Origin of the sequence: Candidatus Accumulibacter cognatus (assembly GCF_000584975.1) — a bacterium.
Lineage (GTDB): Bacteria > Pseudomonadota > Gammaproteobacteria > Burkholderiales > Rhodocyclaceae > Accumulibacter > Accumulibacter cognatus.
In genome coordinates this window covers 1-23531 of record NZ_JDST02000013.1, presented here as the reverse complement: position 1 = coordinate 23531, position 23531 = coordinate 1, and the positions used below count along the sequence as shown (strand labels likewise).

The following is a 23531-nucleotide window of genomic DNA, read 5'->3' as shown; positions in this document are numbered from 1 at the left end:
GCACCCTGTCACTTGCGGTTTGAACCCGTCACAAGACTATACTTTACCCCGTGCCTGCCAGGAGATCACTGCTCATGAACAACAACTGTCCGATGTGTGTCGCCGCCCTGTTTCTGAATACGCTTCTGATGACTGCACCCGTCCATGCAGAAGCGACGCGCTACCTTGGCCTCTGCGATGCTTCCGCTGCCGTTGCGCTCGGCGCAAGGCACTTCGTCGTCGCTGACGACGATCGTCATGTCCTGACCATCTACCAACGCGGCAAACCCGAAGCCGTAGCCTGTGTCGAGTTGCTCGAAAACAGTGGCGAGTGCCTGCCCAAGGCAAAGGTTAAGGCCACGAAATCGGACATCGAGGGTGCCGCGCGCATCGGCAACCGGATTTACTGGATTTCCTCGCACGCCCGCAACCAGGACGGTGAAATCAAGGTGCAGCGACGGCAGATATTTGCCACCGACATGCTCGCGGGTGCTGCCTCACCAACGGTCAGCGCGGCCACGCCGCCCTACACCCTGCTTGTCGAGCACATCGCCGCTGAGCCGAGGTTCGCAGTCCTCGGCTTGGCCAGCAAGCAGACGATTGATCCCGAAATGCCGGGCGGCCTGAACATCGAAGGCCTCGCCGCGACCCCTGATGGGCAACTCCTGATCGGCTTCCGCAATCCCTTGTCCGTGCGCAAGGAAGCCCTGTTGCTGCCACTGAGGAATCCTGCGGCAGTGATCGACCAGTCAGCCAAGCCGGTTTTTGGCGATCTGATTGCGCTCGATCTTGGCGAGCGCGGGATTCGCAGCATCGATTTCGTCAATTCCCGTTTCGCGATCATCGCCGGACCCTGGGGCGACAAGAAGAGCGGCAAGGGTTTCGCCCTCTATACTTGGTCGGGCAAGACGGCCGATTCGCCGCAACGGGTCAAGAAGATCGACTTCTCTGACATGCACCCGGAGGCGCTCTTCGCGGCCGCCGGGAAAAACGAGATCTATGTACTCAGCGACGACGGCAACCAGTGCAATGACACCAGGCCAGGCGAGAAATCATTTCGTGGCTTGTCCTTGACCTTGCCTGATCTCTGAGCAGGCCTGCCGATCGCGAGAAGAAGGGGCCGGCGAACGGCCACGCTACTGCCAGGCAGCCAGAAATTCCCGCCAGTGCGGTTTGTCGATCCGCGCCAGTTCAGCACGCACGGAGGCCATCTCGTTTTCGTATCCGGCACGCGCAATCTCACCGCGCATACGGCGAAAGCACACAGAAACCAGGTAGGTGTTGAGTGCGTCGGTCTCACAATAATCGCGGATTTCAGCGTTTCGGCCTGCCTGCCATGCGCTCCACACCTTGCTGCCATCCATCCCGAGCTTGCCAGGAAACCCGATCAACCTGGCCAGCTCGTCGAGCGGCACACTGGCGCGTGGCTGATACATCGCCAGCAGGTCCATCAGATCCAGGTGGCGCATGTGATAGCGGCTGATGTAGTTGTTCCATTTGAATTCTCGGCTGTCGGAGTAGTCGCCGTCACCGAGGTCCCAATATCGCGGCGCGACCACACCATGCATCAGCCCCCGGTAGTGCAACACCGGCAGGTCAAAACCACTGCCATTCCAGGACACGATCTGCGGTGTGAACTTTTCGATGCCGTCGAAAAAGCGTTGAATGATTTCGGCCTCACCCTGCTCCGGTTCAGCCAGCGACCACACGCGAAAATCCTTGCCAATCCTGAGAACGCAGGAGATCACCGTAACGCGTTGCAGGTGCAGCGGCAGGAAGTCGTTGCCGCTGCTAGCACGGCGCTGCTGAAAGGCAAGTTCGGCAACCTCGTCGTCGGAAAGCGCCGCATCGAGGCCATGCAGACGGCGCAAGCCCCCGACGTCCGGGATGGTTTCAATGTCAAAGGCAAGAACCGGCTTCATGCGTCAAGCAGGAAAGACCCCGGTTGACAGATAGCGATCCCCACGATCGCAAACGATGCTGACGATCGTCGCATTCTCGACTTCACTGGCGACCCGCAAGGCGACGGCCAACGCGCCACCCGATGAGATGCCGGCGAAAATGCCTTCTTCGCGCGCCAGGCGGCGGGTCATTTCTTCTGCCTCTCCCTGCCCGACCGATTCGACGCGATCGATACGCGAGCGGTCGAAGATCTTCGGCAGATAGGCTTCCGGCCACTTGCGGATGCCGGGGATCTGCGAACCGTCTTCGGGTTGGCAGCCGACGATGCAGATGCCGGGATTCTGTTCCTTGAGGTAGCGCGACACCCCCATGATCGTTCCGGTGGTGCCCATGCTGCTCACGAAATGAGTGATGCGCCCCGCAGTCTGGCGCCACAGCTCGGGACCGGTACCTTCGTAGTGTGCCAGCGGGTTGTCCGGGTTGGCAAACTGATCAAGGATGATACCGCGGCCTTCGTTGCGCAGGCTCTCGGCGACGTCGCGCGCCAATTCCATGCCGCCATCCCTGGGCACCAGCACCAATTCGGCGCCAAAAGCACGCATCGTCTGCCGGCGTTCGACACTCTGATTTTCCGGCATCACCAGAATCATCCGATAGCCGCGCACCGCCGCCGCCATGGCCAGGGCGATGCCGGTATTGCCCGAAGTGGCCTCGATCAGGGTGTCCCCCGGTTGAATATCACCACGCTGCTCGGCGCGTGCGATCATCGACAGCGCCGGCCGATCCTTGACCGAGCCGGCCGGGTTGTTGCCTTCCAGTTTGGCCAGCACCAGATTTCCGCGAGCATGGTTGGCGGTACCCGGAATACGCTGCAGACGCACTAGCGGCGTTTCGCCGACATAGTCTTCAAGGGTGTTATGCATGCTCGTTCAGCCAGTTAACATATTGCGCAACGCCTTCCTCGACACTGGCAAAAGGGGCGTCATAACCCGCCTTGCGCAGCCTGGTGAGGTCGGCTTCGGTGAAACTCTGGTACTTGCCCTTGAGATCCGCCGGAAACGGGATGTATTCGATCAGCCCTTGCTGCACCAGTTCGGCGAGCGGCAGCGCTGCCTCGCCAAACAAGGCTCGGCAGCCATTGACGCTGGCCATCGCCAGATCGTTGAAGGGTTGTGCGCGACCGCTGCCGACATTGAAAATCCCTGATTTCTCAGGATGATCGAGGAAAAACAGGTTGACGCTCGTGACATCGCCGACATGCACGAAATCGCGTCGCTGTTCGCCATCCGCATAGCCATCGCAGCCTTCGAAGAGCTTGACCTTGCCCTGGCTGCGAAACTGCTGAAAATGGTGGAAGGCGACCGAAGCCATGCGCCCCTTGTGCGACTCGCGCGGACCATAGACGTTGAAATAGCGAAAGCCGACGATCTGCGAGTGGGACGAACCGGCGGCGGCAAGACGTTGCCGAACCACTTGGTCGAACAGGAACTTCGAATAGCCGTAGACATTCAGCGGTGCCTCGTGAGCCCGCTCTTCCCGGAAAACGTTGCCCCCTCCATAGGTTGCCGCGCTCGATGCGTAGAGCAGCGGGACTTCCTGATCAAGACACCAGTCAAGGAGACCTAGCGAGTAACGGTAATTGTTCTCCATCATGTAGCGGCCATCGCTCTCCAGGGTATCAGAACATGCCCCCTGGTGGAAAATGGCATCGATGTCACCGTCAAAGTCTCCGGCCAGCAGACGGTCGAGGAATTTCTGTTTGTCGATGTAATCGGCGATGTCGCAATCGACTAGATTACGAAATTTCTCGGCCCGACTCAGATTGTCGACGGCAATGATCCTGCGCATGCCGCGCTCGTTGAGCGCCTTGACGAGATTGGAACCTATGAAGCCGGCTGCGCCGGTAACGATGGTATACATGGATTGACCTCACTTGAGTGCTGCGGCCAGTTCATGATGACTGACCACCGCCGTACCGAGCTTGCCAACGACGACGCCGGCCGCGACATTTGCCACCCGGACGGCTTCCGGCCAGGCCCTGCCGCACGCGAGCATCACCGCCAGGGTGGCGATGACCGTGTCGCCGGCGCCAGAAACATCGAAGACCTCCCTAGCCACTGCCTGCTCATAGATCGCCCCGCCGGCATGGAAGAGCGACATCCCTTCCTCGCTGCGGGTCACCAACAGCGCTTCGAGTCCCAAATCGCTGCGCAGTGCCCCAGCCTTGTACGCCAGTTCGCCGTCGTCATGCCAGCGACCGACCACAGCGCGCAACTCGGCGCGGTTCGGTGTGACGATGGTCGCGCCCGCATACTTGGAGAAATCGTCTCCCTTGGGATCGACCAAAACCTTTTTGCCGGCCGCTCGCGCCAATCGGATCATCTCGCCGATGTGCGCCAAGCCGCCCTTGCCATAATCGGAGAGGATCACCGCGTCGCATGTTGGCAGGCGCGCCGCAAACTCGACGAGTTTGGTGCGCAACACCTCATGCGAAGGTACCGTTTCAAAATCGATGCGCAGCAATTGCTGTTGCCGGCCGATCACGCGCAGCTTGACCGTCGTGCTGATCGCGGCATCGAGATGCAGGCTGGCCTCGATGCCACTTTCGGCCAGCAGTCTCTGCAAGCAGCGCCCGGCCTCGTCGTCGCCAACCACCGACAGCAGGGCGACCTGCGCACCCAGGGCGGCGACGTTGCGGGCGACGTTAGCCGCCCCGCCAGGGCGCTCCTCGCTGCGCTCTACCTTGACCACCGGCACCGGTGCCTCGGGAGAAATGCGTGTGACCTCGCCAAACCAGTAGCGATCCAGCATCACGTCGCCGACGATCAGCAGCTTCGCGGTCGCAATATCAGGGATGTGCATCGCTGCGGCTTTCTAAACGGCAGGATCTGCTCATGAGGCGAAGGTACCCCGTATCGCGTATGGCGACTGGCAAGTTGAACTCCTAAGGTGTGAGGTCAAATTCTTCGGTGCGCTTTGGCGAATAGGTCTCCCAACCGCCACAGGCCGGACAGCGCCAATAGAACTGACGCGCCTTGAAGCCGCAATTATCGCATCGATAGCGCGCTAGGCGGCGTGTATAGCCCTGCACGATCCCTTTTGCAAGGTCGAGATCGGGGCGACTCTCGGGCGGCGCAATCAGTAATCTGGCCTCCAGCAACTTGTCGAAACCGAGCAGGGTCGGATTGCGCTTCAACTCATCGCGAACCAGTTTGTACGCTGCATCCGGCCCGTCGCTCTCGAGCACCAGTTGAAAAACCACGTCGAGCAGGTCCAGCGAAGGATAGTGCTCAAGATAGCCGCGCAACAGTTGCAAGCCCCTTTCTCGGCGATCGAGCTTGCGAAAGGCGTCGAGCAGGCGTTGCGCAACCAGTGCCAAGTAGGTTGGATCCTGCTGTTCGATGCGTTGCCAGGATTCGATTGCTGCCAGCGGCTGATCCTGCTGGAGCAGAATGTCACCTTGGAGCAGGCTGGCGCGAACACATTTACGGTTGCGCTCAAGCGCCGTCTGCAGATGGCTGACCGCCAGATCACGGCGCGAGCGAATCAGCTCAGCAGCGGCCAACTCGCAATGGTACTCAGCGATTTCCTTGTGTGACGCGTAGTCCGGCAGTTCCGAAGCGATCGTGATCGCCTTTCCCCAGTCCTTTTCGAGTTGATAGATCTCGAGCAGGTTGCGCTTCGCTTCTTCGGCCAGAGATGAATCGCGCAGCTTGTCAAAAATTTGTTCGGCGCGATCGAGCAAGCCGGCCTTAAGATAGTCCTGTCCGAGTTCCGCCAGTGCCTGCAGTTTCAAATCCTGTTTCAGATCTTCACGTTCGATTAGGTTCTGGTGCATGCGGATGGCGCGTTCGGTCTCGCCGCGACGACGGAATAGGCTGCCCAACGCAAAGTGCAGCTCAATGGTCTGGGGATCGATCTTGACGGCTTCGACAAAGGCCTCGATGGCGCGGTCAGGCTGCTCGTTGAGCAAGAAGTTGAGCCCCTGAAAATACGAACGCGGCAGCGTTCGCGACTCCTTCACGAGATGCCGGATATCGATGCGCGCCGCTGCCCAGCCGAACCCGAAGAACAGAGGGAAACACAGGAGCTGCCAGTATTCGAATTCAATCATGTGTCACCTGATTCTTGATGGCAAACGCGAACATGACAAAGCCCACGACAGTGCACGCATCGATCAGCCTCCCACAAAAAACGGGCGGCAACTCTCGTTACCGCCCGTCATTCGCCACGGTCTTAGCAACTCAGATCGAGTCTACCGCGTCCAGAGCGCCGTCGACGCGTTCCCGCAACTCCTTCCCGGCCTTGAAGTGCGGTACCCATTTTTCTGGGACCTCGACCTTGTCGCCGGACTTAGGATTCCGACCGACCCGCGGTGGCCGGTAATTCAGAGAAAAACTCCCAAAGCCGCGAATCTCGATGCGATCACCCTGGGCCAGGGCCTCCTCCATCGCAGCGAGAATCATCTTCACCGACAGGTCCGCATCCTTGGCGACCAGTTGCGGAAAGCGCTCGGCCAGCTGGGTGATAAGATCCGACTTGGTCATTCGCTAAACCCTAGTTCGGGTTGTTGAGCTTGGCTTTGAGCAGGGCCCCGAGATTCGTGGTACCTGAACTGGCATTGCTGTCAGCCGAAAACTTCTGCATGGCCTCCTGCTGCTCGGCCTGCTCCCGGGCCTTGATCGACAGGCTGATCGAACGTGTCTTGCGATCAACGTTGATGATCATGGCTTCCACCTTGTCACCTTCCTTGTACACCTTGGTCAGATCATCGATGCGGTCTCGCGATACTTCCGAAGCGCGCAGATAGGCTTCGATGTCGCCATCGAGCGTCACCACAGCACCGCGGGCATCGACCGATTTGACGATGCCACGCGCGATGCTGTTCTTGTCGTGAGTCGCGATATAACTGGTATAGGGATCACCATCAAGCTGTTTGATGCCCAGCGAAATCCGCTCCTTGTCAGTATCGATGGCCAGCACCACAGCATCGACCTCGTCGCCCTTCTTGAAGTTGCGGATCGCCTCTTCACCTGGCAGCGACCATGAGAGGTCGGACAGATGTACCAGACCGTCGATGCCCCCAGGCAGACCAATGAAGACGCCAAAGTCGGTGATCGACTTGATGGCGCCACGGACCCGATCGCCCTTCTTGTAGTTCATCGAGAAGTCGTCCCACGGATTGGCTGCACACTGCTTCATCCCCAGGGAAATTCTGCGCCGATCCTCATCGATCTCGAGGATCATCACCTCAACTTCATCGCCGAGTTGAACGACCTTCGACGGGTGCACGTTTTTGTTGGTCCAGTCCATTTCGGAGACATGCACCAGGCCCTCGATGCCTTGTTCGATCTCGACAAAGGCGCCGTAGTCGGTGAGGTTGGTGACTTTCCCGAATAGCCGGGTGGTCGGTGGGTAGCGGCGCGAGATGCCGACCCAGGGATCTTCGCCCAACTGCTTGAGACCGAGGGAGACGCGGTTTTTCTCCTGGTCGAACTTGAGGATCTTGGCCTGTACCTCGTCGCCAACTGCAAGCACTTCAGAGGGGTGGCGAACCCGGCGCCAAGCCAGGTCAGTAATATGCAGCAGGCCATCGATGCCGCCCAGGTCAACGAAAGCGCCGTAATCAGTGATGTTCTTGACCACCCCTTTAACGATGCTGCCTTCCTTGAGCGCCGCCAACAGTGCATCGCGCTCTTCGCCCACACTGGCTTCGAGGACGGCACGCCGGGAAACGACGACGTTATTACGCTTGCGGTCGAGCTTGATGACCTTGAATTCGTAGGTCTTGCCTTCGTACGGGCTGGTGTCCTTGACCGGACGCATGTCCACCAGCGAACCTGGCAGGAAAGCGCGGACGCTGTTGGTCATTACCGTCAGCCCGCCCTTGACCTTGCCGGTAATGGTGCCAGTCACCAGGCTACCGTCATTGAGCGCCTGTTCGAGAGCATTCCACGCCGCGACACGTTTGGCACGGTCACGTGACAGACGGGTTTCACCGAAACCGTTTTCGAGCTGCTCAATGGCGACTTGAACAAAATCCCCGACCTTGACCTCGATTTCGCCCTTGTCACTCAGGAATTCTTCAATTTCAATATAGCTCTCGGACTTGAGACCGGCATTGACGACCACAAAATTCTGGTCAATGCGCACGACTTCCGCGGTGATCACCTCTCCGGGACGCATTTCCTGACGACCGAGGCTCTCTTCGAAGAGTTCGGCAAAACTTTCTAGCATGGTGGGATTAGCTGACATATGAGTTGAGTTACCTAGCCGCAGCATTGCGGGGTGAATGAATGAACGATCACCAGTTCCGGCTTGACGGTCTTACCAAGGCGGGGAAGGGCAGCACCGGCAGACCAAGTGCGGCAGAACCTGCCGGGCCAACGGAACGACACGTCGAACTGATGACACCTAAGGAAACGACGGTTGCCGTTTCACCTTTTCTGCAGACCCTTGCTGACCCAGTCCAGAACCTGTGCCACCGCTGAGTCGATGGTGTGATTCGTGGTGTCGAGTAGCTCGGCGTCCGCACTCTGCTGCATCGGAGCGACGCTACGTTGGCTATCCCGTTCGTCGCGCTCGCGCAGATCCAGCAAGAGGTCCGCAATACTAGCAGCCATTCCTTTTTCGATCAACTGCTTATGCCGGCGCATGGCGCGCATCTCGGCGCTCGCGGTGAGAAAAACCTTGATCATCGCATCAGGAAAAACTACCGAACCCATGTCGCGCCCATCGGCAACGAGTCCAGGTGACCGGCGAAAAGCCCGTTGCCGGAACAGCAGGGCAGCGCGTACGGCAGGCAGCGCAGCCACTCGCGAAGCACCGACAGAGATCTCCTCGCTGCGGATGGCGTCAGAAACTTCCTCGCCAGCCAGAATGATTGCATGGTCGCCGAACTCGACATCGAGACCGGCAGCAATTGCTGCGACAGTGTCTTCATCGTCCCAGGCCGTTCCAGCATGCCGTGCGGCCAGGGCGGTCAAGCGATAGAGAGCGCCGGAATCGAGGTAGTGCCAACCCAGCGCCTGCGCGACGCGGATGGCGATGGTGCCTTTGCCCGAAGCCGAGGTGCCATCAATGGCGATCACCGGCACCGCCTGGCCGACCTCGGCGAAGCGTGCGAAATAGTCCGGGAAGGTCTTGGCCACCGTCTGCGGGTCATTGATCCGCAGAGGCGTTCCCAGTGCTGCCAGCGAGCAGGCCATGGCCATCCGGTGGTCATCATAGGTGTCGATCGCCGCCGCGTGCAGACCGCCGACTGGCGGATCGATGCGGAGGTAGTCCGCACCCTCTTCGACGCTTGCACCGAGCTTGCGCAGCTCGGTTGCCATCGCGGCGATGCGGTCGGTTTCCTTGACTCTCCAGCTGGCAATATGGCGCAGGGTGGTCGGCCCGTCGGCAAACAAGGCCGTGGTAGCCAGCGTCATCGCCGCATCGGGGATGTGATTGCAATCGAGGTCGATACCCCGCAGCCTGCCGACCAACGGCGCCGCAGCCTCGATCCAGTGTGCCCCTGCACTGATCCGTGCGCCCATCGCGGAGAGGGCATCAGCAAAGCGCACATCCCCCTGAATCGAGTCCGGACCAATTCCCTCGACGCGCAAAGGCCCGCCGCCGATTGCGCCGAGTGCGAGGAAGTAGGACGCCGACGAGGCATCGCCTTCGACCTGGACGAGCCCTGGCGAACGATAGGCACTGCCCGCAGGCACGGTAAAGCGCCGCCAGCCGTCGCGTCGCACCTCGACGCCAAAGCGCGCCATGCTCGCCAGCGTGATGTCGATGTAGGGTCTGGAAATCAGCTCGCCGACCACTTCCACCGTCGTTTCGATCCCGCGTAGCGGCAAGGCCATCAACAGACCGGTGAGAAACTGGCTGGACACGTCGCCACGCACCTGCACCACGTCATTCGAGCAGGGCATCGGCGGGCGAATCCGCAAGGGCGGAAAGCCCTCGACACCCTGGTAGTTGATCTGGGCGCCTAGCTGGCGCAAGGCATCGACCAGATCGCCAATCGGTCGTTCGTGCATCCGCGGCACTCCGCTCAGGCAATAGTCACCTCTGGCGAGCGCCAAGACTGCAGTCAGCGGCCGGAAAGCCGTGCCAGCGTTGCCGAGGAAAAGGTCGGCCGCACGTACCGGGAAATCCCCTGCCACACCAGTGATACAAAGTGCCTTGCCCTCCCCCGGCTCGACGCCAACGCCGAGTATCCGCAGCGCTGCGAGCATGCGCGCGGTGTCATCGGAGAGCAGCAGGTCACCAAGCTCGGTCCTGCCAGTGGCCAGCGCTGCCAGCAGCAGCAGCCGGTTGGAGAGGCTCTTCGAACCGGGCAGGTGTACCGTACCGCGCGCCGCGCACAATTGCGGCAGATCGAGATGGTCGATGCTCACTCGTTCGCCTGGCCCGCGGCCCACTCGCGACGAGCGTTCCTGGCGATGTCGAAGGTCGCTTGGAGGCTGGTTCCGTCGCCACGCTGCAGCGCCTCACGCAATTCGTCGAGTTCTGACCGGTAGTGGTCGAGTTCGTCGAGCAAAGCGGTGCGATTGGCCAGACAGATATCTCGCCACATCTCCGGGTGGCTGGCAGCAATGCGCGTGAAGTCGCGAAAACCGCTGGCGGCAAAGCCGAACAGCAACTCCCGGTTGTCGCGCCGGGTCAGCTCATGCACCAGGGCAAAGGACAAAAGGTGCGGCAGATGGCTGACGGCAGCGAAAATCCGATCATGCTCGGCCGCTGTCAGTTCCCTGACCAGGCCGCCGCAACACGCCCATGCCGAACGTACGCGAGCGATGTCCTCCGGACGGTTTTCCGGCAGTGGTGTCAGGACTATCTGCTTGTGGCGATAGAGATCGGCACGCGCGGCCAGTGCACCGCTGTTTTCGGCACCGGCAATGGGGTGCGCGGGGACGAATTGACCGAGTCGAGCAGCAAAATGGACACGCGCTGCGGCAATCACGTTTCCCTTGGTACTGCCCGCGTCGGTAACCAGCGTCCGGCGCCCCAGGCAGGGGGCGATACGGGCCATGATCTCGGCGGTCTTGCCGACCGGCGTAGCGATCAGTACCAGATCGGCATTGGAAACCTCCTGCCCGACATTGAATCCGGCACGGTCCACGATACCCAGCTCCAGCGCCTGCGTCAGCGAGCCGATCCGACGCCCGAAACCGACGATCTCTGCGGCCTCTCCGGCAGCCTTGAGGGCCAGCGCAAAGGATCCCCCGATCAGGCCGACGCCAAAGACAACGACCTTGCCGAACAACGGTGCGCTGCTCACGGCAGGAGCCCGCGGCAGCCGCTATTCACAGCGCCCCCTCCAGGGCGGTGAGGAAGCGGGCATTCTCGCTTTCGGTACCGATCGTGACGCGCAGCCATTCCGGCATCCCGTAGCTGGCGATCGGACGAACGATGACCCCCTGCTTGAGCAGCTTCTGGTTAACCAGATGCGCATCCGCTGCCCGGAAAGTCAGGAAGTTGCCATGCGATGGAATATGGGTACAGCCCAGGCGTTTCAGTCCGCCAACAATCTGCGCCATTCCCGAACGGTTGAGCGCATAGCTGCTGGCGACGAACTGATGGTCATCGAGCGCTGCGATGGCTGCGGTCAGTGCGAGGTTGTTGCAATTGAAGGGCTGGCGAACGCGATTCATGAGGTCGGCGATCTCGGCCGAGCAGAGCGCATAACCGATGCGCAGACCCGCCAGACCGTAGATCTTCGAAAAAGTACGGGTGATCACCAGGTTCGGAAAGGCCCCCAGCCAGGCAGTTGTATCGACCCGCTCGGCGGGAGGCAGGTATTCGTTGTAGGCTTCGTCGAGCACCACCACGACCTCTGCCGGCAGCGACTGTAGAAAGGCCCGAAGCTGCGCATACGGCACAAAGGTGCCGGTCGGATTGTTGGGGTTGGCGATCCAGAGCAGCCGTGTATCGGGCCGGATTGCAGCGCGCATGGCATCGAGGTCATGGCCGTAGTCCCTGGCCGCGACGGCAATGCCCTTGCCACCGGCCGCCAGCGTTGCCAGCGGATAAACGGCAAAGGCATACTGCGCGAAGACTGCCGAGCGCCCCGGCGCAAGAAAAACCCGGGCAACGATATCGAGCACGTCATTCGAGCCATTGCCGAGAACGATGCACTCCCTTCCCAGGCCGGTCCGTTCAGCCAGGGACTGTTTCAACGCGAAGTCATCCGGATAACGTGCCAAGCCGGCGATCGCCTCGGTCACTGCCACGCGCGCCTTGGGGCTCATGCCGAGCGGATTCTCGTTGGAGGCCAGCTTGACGATCTGCTCGACGGCAAGACCCATCTCGCGCGCCAGTTGGGTGATCGGTTTGCCCGGCTGGTAGGGAGAAATGGCCCGGATATAGGGTAATGAGTGCTCGTAGAGTGTCATCTGCAGTCCTCGCATCGAAAAGCCTAGTAGACCGCGACCGGGTATGAACCCAGCAGCTTCAGATAAGGCGCACGCCGAGCCAGTTCGGTGAGTGCGCTACGCACTGCCACATCGTCGCGGTGGCCCTCGACATCGACGAAAAAGACATACGCCCACAGCGTGTGACGTGCTGGACGTGACTCCAGCCGGGTCAGCGAAACACCGGCATCGGAAAACGGGGCCAGCAGCTTGCTGAGCGCGCCGGTCTGGTTGTGCGCCGACATGATCAGCGAGGTCTTGTCACGCCCCGATGGCCCGGCGTCGTGGCGACCGAGAACGACGAAGCGGGTGGTATTGTTCGGTTCATCCTCGATGTTGCTGGCCAGTTCAGGCAGTCGATAACGCTCGGCAGCTGCCTGACCGGCGATTGCAGCAACCCCTGCTTCGGTCGCGGCGAGTTGCGCGGCCTGCGCGTTGCTGCCGACCGGAATGCGCTGTACATTCGGCAGCGAGCGATTCAGCCACTCGTGACATTGCGCCAGCGACTGCGCATGTGAATAGACCTTCACCACTTCACCCAGCGAGCGCTCGTTCGACAGCAGATGCTGGTGAATGCGCAGCACCACTTCGCCACAGACCTTGAGCGGCGTCGTCAGTAGCAGGTCGAGGGTGCGTCCGACGGCACCCTCGGTCGAGTTTTCGATCGGCACCACAGCGTAGTCGGCATGACAGGATTCGACTTCGCGAAAGACATCGTCGATCGAAATCTGGGGCATCGGGCGTGCGGCATGACCAAAATGCTTGATCGCTGCGCTTTCCGAGAAAGTACCGAGCGGTCCCAGGAAGGCAATGCCCAGCGGCTGTTCAAGCGACAGGCAAGCCGACATCACTTCCCGGAAGAACCAGGTCACGCTCTCGTTCGACAGCGGCCCTGGGTTGATCTCCTGAATCCGCTGCAGCACCTGCGCTTCACGCTCGGGCCTATAGATGAAGCCGGCCTCACCATGGCGCGCCTTGATCTCCCCGACCTGCTGCGCATAGCGGGCACGCCGGTTCAGCAAGTCCAGCAATTGCCTGTCAAGGCCATCGATCTGCTGGCGAACGAGCGCCAGTTCGCTCTGCAGGTCGCCGCTCACCAGGCATATCCTGTGTGCAATCGCGGCCGGTCGGTCAAGCAAGGTACGCGGTCGAACATGCGGACCACCCTACCCCTGCTCCGGATCGGTAACGGAAAGCTCGACCGCGGCGGTGTCCTCGCCATCCGCCGGGGGCTCAACCCCTTCGACGTCGTCTTCGCTCTCGACGACCTTTTCCAGACCGGCGAGCTTCTCTCCAGCGTCGAGCGCGATCAGCGTCACTCCCTGGGTCGCGCGCCCAAGTTCGCGAATCTCGCGCACGCGCGTGCGGATCAACACGCCACCGGTGGTGATCAGCATGATCTCGTCTTCGTCACGCACCAGGCGAGCGGCAACGACCTTGCCGTTGCGTTCGCTGGCGGCAATCGCCTTGACCCCCTGCGTGCCGCGACCGGAATGACGGAAATCTGCGAGAATCGTGCGTTTGCCAAAACCGTTCTCGGTGGCCACCAGCACCGTCTGTTGATCGTTGTCAGCAACCAACAGCGACAACACCTGTTGCTGGTCCGCGAGCCGCATGCCCCGCACGCCGCGCGCGGTACGCCCCATCGGGCGAACCTCCTCCTCGTCGAACCACACCGCTTTGCCGACGTCGGAAACCAACACCACATCCTGCAGACCATTGGTGATCTCGGCGCCGATCAGAACATCATCCTCGTCGAGGGCGACAGCGATGATTCCTGCCTTGCGAGGGTTGGAGAAGTCCGACAGTGGCGTCTTCTTGACCGTGCCGTTGGCGGTGCACATGAAGATGTAGCGATCGTCGGCGAACTCCTTGACCGGCAGGATGGCACTGATTTTCTCGCCATCCTCGAAGGGAAACAGGTTGACGATCGGCTTGCCGCGGCTGCTGCGCGTTCCCTGCGGTACCTCATAGACCTTCAGCCAGTAGACGCGCCCCCTGTTGGTGAAGCAGAGAATGAAATCGTGCGTATTGGCCACGAACAGATGGTCGACGAAATCGTCCGCCTTCATCGCTGCCGCCTGCTTGCCCCGTCCACCCCGCCGCTGTGCCCGATAGTCGGCGAGCGGCTGCGCCTTGATGTAACCGGTATGCGAAAGCGTTACCACCATGTCGGCCGGGGTGATGAAATCCTCGATGCCGAGATCCTGGGTGTGGGTGACGATCTCCGAGCGACGCCTGTCGGAGAACTGGGCACGGATGCCGGTCAATTCGTCGACGATCATCTCGGTGATGCGCTCGGGTCGCGCCAGGATGTCCATCAGGTCAGCAATGCGCTCCAGCAGTTCGCCGTAATCGGTCACGATCTTGTCGCGTTCGAGGCCGGTCAGGCGCTGCAGGCGCAGTTCGAGGATCGCCTGTGCCTGTGCTTCCGAGAGCAGGTAGCCGTTCTCCGTCAGGCCGAATTCGCGACCCAGCCCTTCTGGGCGGGTTGCATCGAGCGCCGCCCGCCGCAGCATCTCGGCCACCGTCGGCGAAGTCCAGGGCTTGGTCATCAGCCCGCGGCGAGCATCGGCCGGCGTCGGCGCAGCCTTGATCAGGGCGATGATCTCGTCGACATTGTCGAGCGCCACCGCCAGGCCTTCCTGGATGTGCGCTCGCTCGCGTGCCTTGCGCAATTCAAAAACGGTTCGACGGGTCAACACCTCGCGCCGGTGCCAGAGAAAACATTCGAGCATCTGTTTGAGGTTGAGCAGGCGCGGCTGCCCATCGACCAAGGCAACCATGTTCATGCCGAAGGTGTCCTGCAGTTGCGTCTGCTTGTACAGACAATTGAGCACCACTTCAGCCACTTCGCCACGCTTCAGCTCGATCACCACCCGCATGCCCGATTTGTCGGACTCGTCGCGCAGATCGGAAATGCCTTCGATCTTCTTTTCGTTGACCAGTTCGCCGAGCCGTTCGAGCAACGTTCGCTTGTTCACCTGGTAAGGCAGTTCGTCGATGATGATCGCCTGACGATTGTTGCCCTTCTCCAGTTCCTCGAAGTGCACCTTGCCGCGCATGATGACGCGTCCCCGCCCGGTGCGATAGCCCTCGCGGACCCCGGCAAGGCCGTAGATGATGCCGGCGGTCGGAAAGTCGGGTGCTGGCAGCAGATCGATCAGATCGTCGACGCCGATCTCGGCGTTGTCAAGCAACGCGAGGCAGGCGTCGATCACTTCGCCGAGGTTGTGCGGCGGAATATTGGTCGCCATGCCGACCGCAATTCCCGACGAGCCGTTGATCAGAAGGTTCGGAATGCGCGCTGGCATGACCAGCGGCTCTTCCTCCGAGCCGTCGTAGTTAGGTCCGAAATCAACGGTTTCCTTGTCGATGTCGGCAAGCAATTCGTGCCCGATACGCGCCATGCGCACTTCGGTGTAACGCATCGCGGCAGCATTGTCGCCGTCGACCGAGCCGAAGTTGCCCTGCCCGTCGACCAGCATGTAGCGCAGGGAGAATTCCTGCGCCATGCGCACGATAGTATCATAGACTGCCGTGTCGCCATGCGGATGGTACTTACCGATGACATCGCCGACGATCCGCGCCGATTTCTTGTACGGCTTGTTCCAGTCATTCGACAACTCATGCATGGCGTACAGCACACGCCGATGCACCGGCTTGAGGCCATCGCGTGCGTCGGGCAGCGCGCGCCCGACAATCACGCTCATCGCATAATCGAGATACGATCGACGCATCTCGTCTTCGAGACTGATCGGGAGGGTTTCTTTGGCGAAAGCTTCCATCTTCTATCCGCTGGCGACGTGACTTCGGCAGGAATGTCGTCGTCTTGTTGAAGCCTGCTATTTTAGCATGCTCCCGATTGCCCCGGACCCGGCAGAGGGGATAGCGAGTGTGAATAATTGACCTGAGTTGATCATGAACATATACTCTCGCGGACAGTTTTGGATTTTCTGTTCTCCACATATGCTTGGGATGGTTTGGAGAGCAGTTGGCAGTGCGGCCACGTTGCTCTGAAGACTTCCGGAACATTTCTGGTTGGTGGTCTATGCTCCCCTAACGGCGCGAACGCCGCCACTCACCGATCGACGTGTGTATTCTCGCAGGTTGACCGGCTGGTTTGGACTTACGTATTAACGAAGTACGAACTTCGCTACGCCTGCAACACCCCTTCTTGGTTATCACGTTTTCAGCAAGCCTTTGGCATAGCAAGGACACCGTGCCATGGCGCGGGCAGTAATCGCTAATGCTGTGGATAGTTTTGAGGTAAAGATGCCCACAAACGCCATTCCTTCACAACCAAACAGCCTCGACAGGCCAGGCACGATCAGGATTTTCGATTTTGCATTGGTCGGTGTCCAATTGATGTTGCTTTTGCTTCTCTTGCGCCAATTCCAAATCGAATCCGCAGCCTTCCTGCGGCTCGCCGCCCTTGCCTTCGGCGGCTTTGCCATTCATGCCTGGTTGCCCCTGCGCTACCGTTTGCCATTCTTTCTGCTCTTGAGTTTCACAGGCATCGGGGTCGTCATGGGCTTCGAGAACGGCGCCTGGATGATCGGAATCGGTCTGCTCCTGATAGGCATCTGCCATATCCCGGTTTCCTTTACGTTCAGAGGAGCCTTGCTGTTGCTCGTGGGGGCGCTGCTGGCGGCACAACGCGCAAAGCTCCTGCCGTTTCCCTGGTCGGAGGCAATCTGGCCAATTCTCGGCTCGATGTTCATGTTCCGGCTGATCGTATACTTCTATGACCTGCGCCACGAAAAGGTACCGGGAACGCCAGTCCAGGCTTTGGCCTATTTCTTCATGCTGCCGAATGCCTGTTTTCCCCTCTTCCCCGTGGTTGACTACAAGGCGTTTCGCCGCAGCCATTTCGACGATGATGCCTACCGTGTCTATCAGGTCGGCATCGACTGGATGGTCCGCGGGGTCATCCATCTGATCCTGTATCGGGTGATTTACTATTACTTTACGATGGCGCCCTCGGAGGTCAACACCCCGGCCGACCTGTTGAATTACCTCGTATCGAACTTCCTGCTCTACCTCCGCGTATCGGGCCTGTTTCACCTGATTATCGGCATGCTTTACCTGTTTGGTTTCCGTCTCTCGGAAACGCACAACCGCTACCTGCTGGCGACGAGCTTCACGGATTTCTGGCGGCGCATCAACATCTACTGGAAAGACTTCATGCAGAAGGTCTTCTATTACCCGGTGGTGTTCAAACTGAAAAAACTGGGGGCGACCAAGGCCCTGGTAATCGCGACGCTCTATGTTTTCGTAATGACCTGGTTCCTGCACGCCTACCAATGGTTCTGGCTGCGTGGAACGCTGCTCTTCGTGCCACAGGACATCCTCTTCTGGGCGATCCTGGGCGTTCTGGTGGTGCTCAACTCGCTCTACGAGATCAAGCACGGACGGTCGCGAAGCATTGCGGCGAAGAAGCGAACCCTGCGCGATGTCCTTCTTTCGATCGTGAAGACCTACGGCACCTTCTGGTTCATCTGTGTCCTCTGGTCTTTCTGGACTGCGGAAAGCCTGGGCGACTGGTTCTCCTTATGGGGCGCCCTACACGGCGACTTCAGCTGGCAGGTTCTGGCCTGGCCGGCCGTCGTCCTGCTGGTGGTTGCCGTCGGCTCGATCCCCAAGGAGACCTTGCGCAACATCAAGGTCTCGGCGCAGGAAGAAAGCGAGTGGATTCGCTCACGCATCGTCACTGTCGTCGCATTGATTGGACTGATTCTGATCAGTATCGAAGGGGTAGCCACCCGGATTAGCCCGGATATCGCGACGATCGTGCATTCGCTACGTTCCGGACAGTTGAGCCGCCTTGATCAAGCCAAGCTCGAGAAAGGCTATTATGAAAACCTTCTGTCGGTAGACCGTTTCAACTCGCAGCTCTGGGAGGTCTATACCAAGAAACCCGCCAACTGGCTGGACGTCGACAATGCCAATCTGAAGCGTTTTGACGGCGGCTTTGCGCAAACGGAACTGATCCCGTCTTTCGTTTCTCGCACCAAATACGGTGATATCACCATCAATCGGTGGGGAATGCGGGATCGTGACTACGCACTGGAACCCGCTGCCGGTGTCTTTCGTGCCGCAGTCCTCGGCGCATCTTCGGTGATGGGCTGGGGTGTAGGAGACGGTGAAACCTTTGAAGCGCTCGTGGAAGAGCGCCTGAATGCCGAGCGACCGATCGTTGACATCGACCACTATGAATTCCTGAACTTTGGCGTTCCAGGTTATCAACCGCTGCAGCAACTCGTGGCCTTTGAGAAGGCCATGCAGTTTCGGCCGAATGCTGTGATCTACGTCGCGACCGGACGCGAGCTGTCGCGTGCCGCGGCTTACCTTACCGAGGCGGTCAGAAAGCGGATCGACATCCCCTACGAGGAGTTGCGACAGATCGTTCAGCGCTCAGGGGTCACGCCGGAGATGGAGGAAGCCGAGGCACTCAAGCGCCTGACGCCATACCGCAAGGAAATGCTGAATTTCGTCTACGGATCGATCGCGGCGCGCGCGCGCGCCGGCGGCACCATCTCGATCCTGCTTTTCCTGCCACAGGTTACCGATGGGTCGTGGCGAGAGGAGACGGCCGATACCCTCGCGATCGCAGCGGGTGCGGGCTTCCTGATCATTGATCTGGACGACCTCTACAAGGGCCGCGACATCAACCAGTTGCGGCTTGCCGAGTGGGATGACCATCCGAACACGCAAGGCCATCGCCTGATCGCAGAGCACCTGTACCAGAGACTTCTCGAACGACGCGACCAAGTGTTCAATACCGCTGGCATCGGCCAAGCACAGTAGTTTGACAAACTAGACTAACGGGGATCACATGAGTACAGAAGAACTGAAACAGGCAATAAAGAATTACATCATCCAGGAGTTCCTGCCGGGCGAAAACCCCGAGAACGTGACCGATAACCTTCCGCTGATTAGCAGCGGGATTCTTGACTCGATTGCGACGCTCAAGCTTGTGCTCTTCATCGAGGAACGCTTCGGGATTACGCTCGAGGCGCACGAAACCGATAAGGAGAACATGGATACCCTTGCCCAGATGGTAGCCACCATCGAGGCCAAACAATAGTGAATTGATGATGAGCACTCGGGCATTGCACCAGGCGTTTCTTGCCGCCGCCGAGCGTTTTCCGGAACGCATAGCCGTCGTCGAACCCGGCGATGGAGAGATCAGCTATGGACAACTTGCCGATTTGTCGGGCCGCACGTGCGATCAACTGCGCGCACGTGGCATCGGTCGCGGTGACCGGGTTGGTCTGTACCTGCGCAAGTCAATCGATACCGTCGCCGCGATTTACGCGATCCTGCGCGCCGGCGCAGCCTATGTACCGGTTGATCCGGGTGCGCCGCCAGCTCGCAACGCATACATCATGCACAACTGTGGGGTGAAGTTGGTGTTCAGCGAGAGCCGCGTCACAGAAAAGTTCTGCGCTGAACTCGACGCCATCGGAGCGGCACCGCAGGTGATTGCTCTCGACGACGTGTGTGCCGGACGGGCCCTGGAGCGGTGGCTCGGTACGCAACCGAGTGCCCTTCCGTCAGCGCAGGAGACAGACGCCAGCCCCGACGATGACGATCTCGCCTATATCCTGTACACCTCAGGATCAACAGGAAAACCCAAAGGCGTGATGCTGTCGCACCAGAATGCCGTCAGTTTTGTCGACTGGTGTTCCGAGGTCTTTGAACCGCGAGAGACGGATATTTTCTCCGCGCATGCACCGTTTCATTTTGACCTCTCGATTCTTGATCTGCACGTTTCCTTGAAGCATGGTGCCGCGCTCGTGCTGATCACGGAAGATGTTGGCAAGGATCCGATGCGTCTGGCAAGAATTATCGCGGAGCACAGGATTTCGATCTGGTACTCGGCACCATCGATTCTGGGCCTGCTCGCACAGTTCGGAAACCTCGCCAACCTCGCGTTCCCGGCTCTACGCCACGTGTTGTTCGCCGGTGAGGTTTTCCCCGTCAAGCACCTGCGCATCCTCTGCGGTTTGTGGACGCAACCGCGATACTTCAACCTGTACGGCCCAACCGAAACGAATGTCTGCACCTTCTACGAGGTCATCACTCCGGTACCGGATGATCGCTCTGTGCCCTATCCGATCGGGCAGGTCTGCTCGCACCTGCTCGGAAAAGTAGTTGATGAGAGCGGCACGACCGTCGAGCGAGGTGCGGAAGGCGAGCTGTGCATCACGGGCCGGGGGGTCATGCAGGGTTACTGGGGACTCCCCGAGCAGACCGTGAATAGTTTCCTAGTCGATCCGCAAGGAACACGGTGGTACAAGACGGGCGACATCGTCGTCGAGGAATCCGATGGCTGCTACATCTACCGTGGGCGGCGCGATCGTATGGTCAAACGGCGCGGCTATCGCGTCGAACTCGGCGAAATCGAAGCCGGTCTGTACAAGCATGCGCAAGTGAAGGAAGCTGCAGTCGTCTCCGTTCCCGATGAGGAAGCGGGCGTCAGGATCGTCGCACACCTGAGCTGCAAGGTGCAGACCGTACCGTCGTTGATCGAAATGAAACGCTTTTGCGGCGAGAATCTGCCCTTGTACATGATCCCGGACCGTTTCGTCTGGCAGCCGTCACTTCCCAAAACCTCGACCGACAAAATCGACTACCAGCGCCTGAAGGAGATGGCTTGATGGATTTTTCTTTCTCGGAAGAGCAGCGATTGCTGCGAGACAACATCGTCAGATTCGCCAAGGGTACGCTGAACCAGAAAGTGATCGAGCGCGATCACAACCATGAGTTCTCCCGGGATCTATGGCGCAAATGCGGAGAGATCGGCATCCAGGGTTTGCCTGTTCCTGAACAGTACGGCGGTTCCAATGTCGATCCGCTGACTTGTGCGATCGCCCTGGAAGCACTTGGCTCTGCCTGCCACGATGGCGGCCTGGTGTTCTCTCTGTCGGCGCATCTGCTGGCTTGCGTCGTGCCGATCTGGCGGCACGGGACCGACGCCCAGAAGCAACGTTATCTGCCGGGATTGTGCGACGGAACTTGGATCGGATCGCATGCGATCACCGAGCCAGGCTCGGGTTCGGACACGTTTTCGATGCGCACCCGCGCCGAAAAGGTGGACGGGGGCTGGAAGATCAACGGAACCAAGACCTTCATCTCAAATGGCCCGGTCGCAGACGTAGCAATCATCTTCGCGGTGACCGATCCTGGCAAGGGTTTCCACGGCGGGGTCAGCAGCTTCCTGGTGGATGCTGGGCAACAGGGCCTGACGACCGGCAAGCCGTTCGCAAAGATGGGTTTGCGCACATCGCCGATCGGTGAATTGGTCTTTCAGGACATGTTCGTTCCCGACGACGCAGTGCTCGGAAAAGTAGGGGCCGGATCCGCCGTTTTCGGTACGGCCATGGATTGGGAACGTGCTCTGCTCGTCGCCGGACATGTCGGAGTGATGGAACGGCTGCTGGAAACGGCGGTCGGCTATGCGAGATCGCGCAACCAGTTCAATCAGAGCATCGGCAAGTTCCAGGCGGTCTCGCACAAGATCGCCGACATGAAGGTCCAGCTCGAAGCGGCGCGCCTGCTCGCCTATCGAGCTGCCTGGAAACTCGGCAACTCGCGTAGCGCGTCCCTCGACGCGTCTATCGGTAAGCTGTTCGTGAGCGAGTCGCTACTGCAATCCGCGCTCGACTGCGTGCAGTTGCATGGAGGCTACGGCTTCATGGTCGAGTACGAAGTCGAGCGAGTCTTGCGTGACGCCGTCGCGGGAACGATCTACTCGGGAACTTCAGAGATGCAGCGAAACATCATCTCGCGCTGGCTGGGATTGTAGATCCCTGCGCGTGCCTCGCGAACCAGTACGCCCTAACAGCCGTCAGACTTAAGGTTTGGAAAACTGCCAAATTTCTTCATGCGGAATGAGAAGCCCGGAACTTGTCGACTCTCCGGCCTTGTCGAAGGTTTTCCGATCATTTTCCCTACTGTAGGCACAATTTGGCCATGCGCTTCAAGTTCCACTCCAGGCAGACCAGCGTCCACTCGTCCGTGACCTGCTTCAAACCGCGTAGCGAGAACGGGCAATAGCCCATGACCGATTCGATGGTTCCGAAGACCGGCTCGACCGTCTGCTTTCGCAATAGGCGTAGAGCGCTCGTCCCGCTGGGGTTTTCAAGCGATGCGATAGGGTCTGCAGGGTTGTCGCATTCTGCCGGTTCGCGGTGCCACTCCCGCCAGGCTGGAGGATTCTCGTCGCAAGCCACCGAGATCACCGGATCGATGCCGGCCGCCTCGCATGCATGGATGTTCTTCTCGCCGCTGCTTGATTTCTTCGGGCAGGCTGACGCCACGCCGTCTAAAACGTCGGCCTGATCGGCCTGTTCCGCCAAGGCGAAAAGTTTCCTGCAGTCCGGCCTTGAGCTGGGCTTCCCGCTGTTCGATGTGGCCGTGCGAGAGCGCCCTGGGCCTCGATGCGTTGGCTTTGAACTTCGTGCCGTCGAGGCAGACGTTACCCGGCCTGAACAGCTTTATTTCGTGGGCCATCTCCAAGCCAGGTCCTGCAGAAACAGCTCGCTCAGTTCGTCAAGAATACGCCAGAGGAACATCGCCAGGCTGTCGTAATCGGGATGGCTTCCGGCAACAAGGTAGCAGAAGACCACCGAATTGAATACCAAACCTGCCCAATCTGCGCTAACTGCCGAACCTAACGGTCATTGCAGGACAGGTAGCCACCCCGCGTATCATGAAACATTCAAAGGCACGGTCTGCTCGCCAGCCAAAGTTAGAGGCACCAGGGGTGGTGCTTGACCGAGGCATCTGAGCGATCCTGCCACGCTCTTTTCTTGGCATCGCGACGTCATCGTCTGCGATTCTTTTTTGCGCCCGAAAGCCGGGTTTTTTCACATTAATGTTGAGGCCATGGATGAGCTTCCCGATTTGAGCAGACTGAGCGTTGCCGAGAAAGATCAACTGATCCGCGATCTGTGGTCGTGGGTGCGGAGTCTGACGGTTCAAGTCACCACGCTGCAAGCGAAGGGAGATGAACTGGTAGCGCGCCTTGCGCAAAACAGCCGCAATTCAAGCAAGCCACCGTCCTCGGATGGGCTTGCCAAGCCCCAACCCAAGTCGCTGCGCAAGGGAGGAGAGCGCCCAAATGGCGGACAGGAGGGGCATGGTGGGCACACGCTGCAGAAAGTGGCGGTTGCAGATCACATTGAAACCCATCTGCCTCCATCGCATTGCGATGACAGAGGTGGCCCCGTTTGT

The 23531-nt window shown here is 59.8% G+C and carries 19 protein-coding genes and 1 pseudogene; 6 read left to right on the top strand and 14 right to left on the bottom strand.

Annotated features, from left to right (window positions below; translation table 11 throughout):
• The first annotated feature begins 74 nt into the window (after positions 1 to 74).
• Positions 75 to 1070 (top strand): DUF3616 domain-containing protein, encoded by a 996-nt coding sequence (locus AW06_RS03325; protein ID WP_138677883.1) that lies wholly within the window; start codon positions 75 to 77, stop codon positions 1068 to 1070.
• Between the two features lie 45 nt (positions 1071 to 1115).
• Here AW06_RS03325 and AW06_RS03320 read toward each other — a convergent pair whose 3' ends face one another.
• The 13 genes from AW06_RS03320 to AW06_RS19805 form a co-directional block, all read right to left on the bottom strand.
• Positions 1116 to 1901, bottom strand: coding sequence for a 3'-5' exonuclease (locus AW06_RS03320; protein ID WP_034945557.1), 786 nt, complete (start codon positions 1899 to 1901; stop codon positions 1116 to 1118).
• A gap of 3 nt (positions 1902 to 1904) precedes the next feature.
• Positions 1905 to 2804, bottom strand: a complete 900-nt coding sequence (gene cysM, locus AW06_RS03315; RefSeq protein WP_034945554.1) for a cysteine synthase CysM — start codon at positions 2802 to 2804, stop codon at positions 1905 to 1907.
• Positions 2797 to 3801 carry an ADP-glyceromanno-heptose 6-epimerase gene (gene rfaD / locus AW06_RS03310; RefSeq protein WP_034945551.1) on the bottom strand — a complete coding sequence of 335 codons (1005 nt, stop codon included), beginning with the start codon at positions 3799 to 3801 and terminating at the stop codon, positions 2797 to 2799. The genes cysM and rfaD overlap by 8 nt, the downstream gene beginning before the upstream one ends.
• Positions 3802 to 3810: 9 nt before the next feature.
• The gene (gene rfaE1, locus AW06_RS03305; RefSeq protein ID WP_138677882.1) at positions 3811 to 4743 is read right to left on the bottom strand and encodes a D-glycero-beta-D-manno-heptose-7-phosphate kinase; all 933 of its coding nucleotides are present in this window, start codon (positions 4741 to 4743) and stop codon (positions 3811 to 3813) included.
• Positions 4744 to 4825: 82 nt separating this feature from the next.
• Positions 4826 to 5995, bottom strand: coding sequence for a lipopolysaccharide assembly protein LapB (gene lapB, locus AW06_RS03300; protein ID WP_171047282.1), 1170 nt, complete (start codon positions 5993 to 5995; stop codon positions 4826 to 4828).
• Positions 5996 to 6125: 130 nt separating this feature from the next.
• Positions 6126 to 6428, bottom strand: a complete 303-nt coding sequence (locus AW06_RS03295; RefSeq protein WP_034945548.1) for an integration host factor subunit beta — start codon at positions 6426 to 6428, stop codon at positions 6126 to 6128.
• Between the two features lie 10 nt (positions 6429 to 6438).
• Positions 6439 to 8136 (bottom strand): 30S ribosomal protein S1, encoded by a 1698-nt coding sequence (rpsA, locus tag AW06_RS03290; protein ID WP_034945545.1) that lies wholly within the window; start codon positions 8134 to 8136, stop codon positions 6439 to 6441.
• A gap of 182 nt (positions 8137 to 8318) precedes the next feature.
• A complete protein-coding gene (locus AW06_RS03285; protein ID WP_034945641.1) occupies positions 8319 to 10265 on the bottom strand; it encodes a bifunctional 3-phosphoshikimate 1-carboxyvinyltransferase/cytidylate kinase in 1947 nt (648 codons plus the stop codon).
• A 2-nt stretch (positions 10266 to 10267) separates the two neighbouring features.
• Positions 10268 to 11155, bottom strand: coding sequence for a prephenate dehydrogenase/arogenate dehydrogenase family protein (locus tag AW06_RS03280; RefSeq protein WP_138677881.1), 888 nt, complete (start codon positions 11153 to 11155; stop codon positions 10268 to 10270).
• 25 nt (positions 11156 to 11180) lie between these two features.
• Positions 11181 to 12269, bottom strand: a complete 1089-nt coding sequence (gene hisC / locus AW06_RS03275; protein WP_034945638.1) for a histidinol-phosphate transaminase — start codon at positions 12267 to 12269, stop codon at positions 11181 to 11183.
• Between the two features lie 23 nt (positions 12270 to 12292).
• Positions 12293 to 13384, bottom strand: coding sequence for a prephenate dehydratase (gene pheA / locus AW06_RS03270; protein ID WP_171047281.1), 1092 nt, complete (start codon positions 13382 to 13384; stop codon positions 12293 to 12295).
• Positions 13385 to 13453: 69 nt separating this feature from the next.
• Positions 13454 to 16075 (bottom strand): DNA gyrase subunit A, encoded by a 2622-nt coding sequence (gyrA, locus tag AW06_RS03265; protein ID WP_034945539.1) that lies wholly within the window; start codon positions 16073 to 16075, stop codon positions 13454 to 13456.
• A 508-nt stretch (positions 16076 to 16583) separates the two neighbouring features.
• Positions 16584 to 16880, bottom strand: coding sequence for a hypothetical protein (locus AW06_RS19805; RefSeq protein WP_138679133.1), 297 nt, complete (start codon positions 16878 to 16880; stop codon positions 16584 to 16586).
• 30 nt (positions 16881 to 16910) lie between these two features.
• Between AW06_RS19805 and AW06_RS19800 the strand changes: the two genes are divergently transcribed.
• The 4 genes from AW06_RS19800 to AW06_RS03245 are packed head-to-tail and all read left to right on the top strand — an operon-like array spanning position 16911 to position 22101.
• Positions 16911 to 19097 carry a hypothetical protein gene (locus tag AW06_RS19800; protein WP_138679132.1) on the top strand — a complete coding sequence of 729 codons (2187 nt, stop codon included), beginning with the start codon at positions 16911 to 16913 and terminating at the stop codon, positions 19095 to 19097.
• 28 nt (positions 19098 to 19125) lie between these two features.
• Positions 19126 to 19377 carry an acyl carrier protein gene (locus tag AW06_RS03255; RefSeq protein ID WP_034945536.1) on the top strand — a complete coding sequence of 84 codons (252 nt, stop codon included), beginning with the start codon at positions 19126 to 19128 and terminating at the stop codon, positions 19375 to 19377.
• A gap of 7 nt (positions 19378 to 19384) precedes the next feature.
• Positions 19385 to 20953 carry an amino acid adenylation domain-containing protein gene (locus AW06_RS03250; protein WP_138679131.1) on the top strand — a complete coding sequence of 523 codons (1569 nt, stop codon included), beginning with the start codon at positions 19385 to 19387 and terminating at the stop codon, positions 20951 to 20953.
• On the top strand, positions 20953 to 22101 hold the full coding sequence (locus AW06_RS03245) for an acyl-CoA dehydrogenase family protein (protein WP_034945530.1): 1149 nt from the start codon (positions 20953 to 20955) through the stop codon (positions 22099 to 22101). Before AW06_RS03250 ends, AW06_RS03245 begins: the two co-directional genes overlap by 1 nt.
• 145 nt (positions 22102 to 22246) lie before the next feature.
• Here the strand turns inward: AW06_RS03245 and AW06_RS03240 are convergent.
• Positions 22247 to 22417 (bottom strand): annotated as a pseudogene (locus AW06_RS03240) (transposase); the annotation flags it as partial.
• A gap of 766 nt (positions 22418 to 23183) precedes the next feature.
• Between AW06_RS03240 and AW06_RS19795 the strand changes: the two are divergent.
• Positions 23184 to 23531, top strand: a 348-nt coding sequence (locus AW06_RS19795; RefSeq protein ID WP_273704346.1) for a DUF6444 domain-containing protein, incomplete at its 3' end; no start/stop codon positions are given.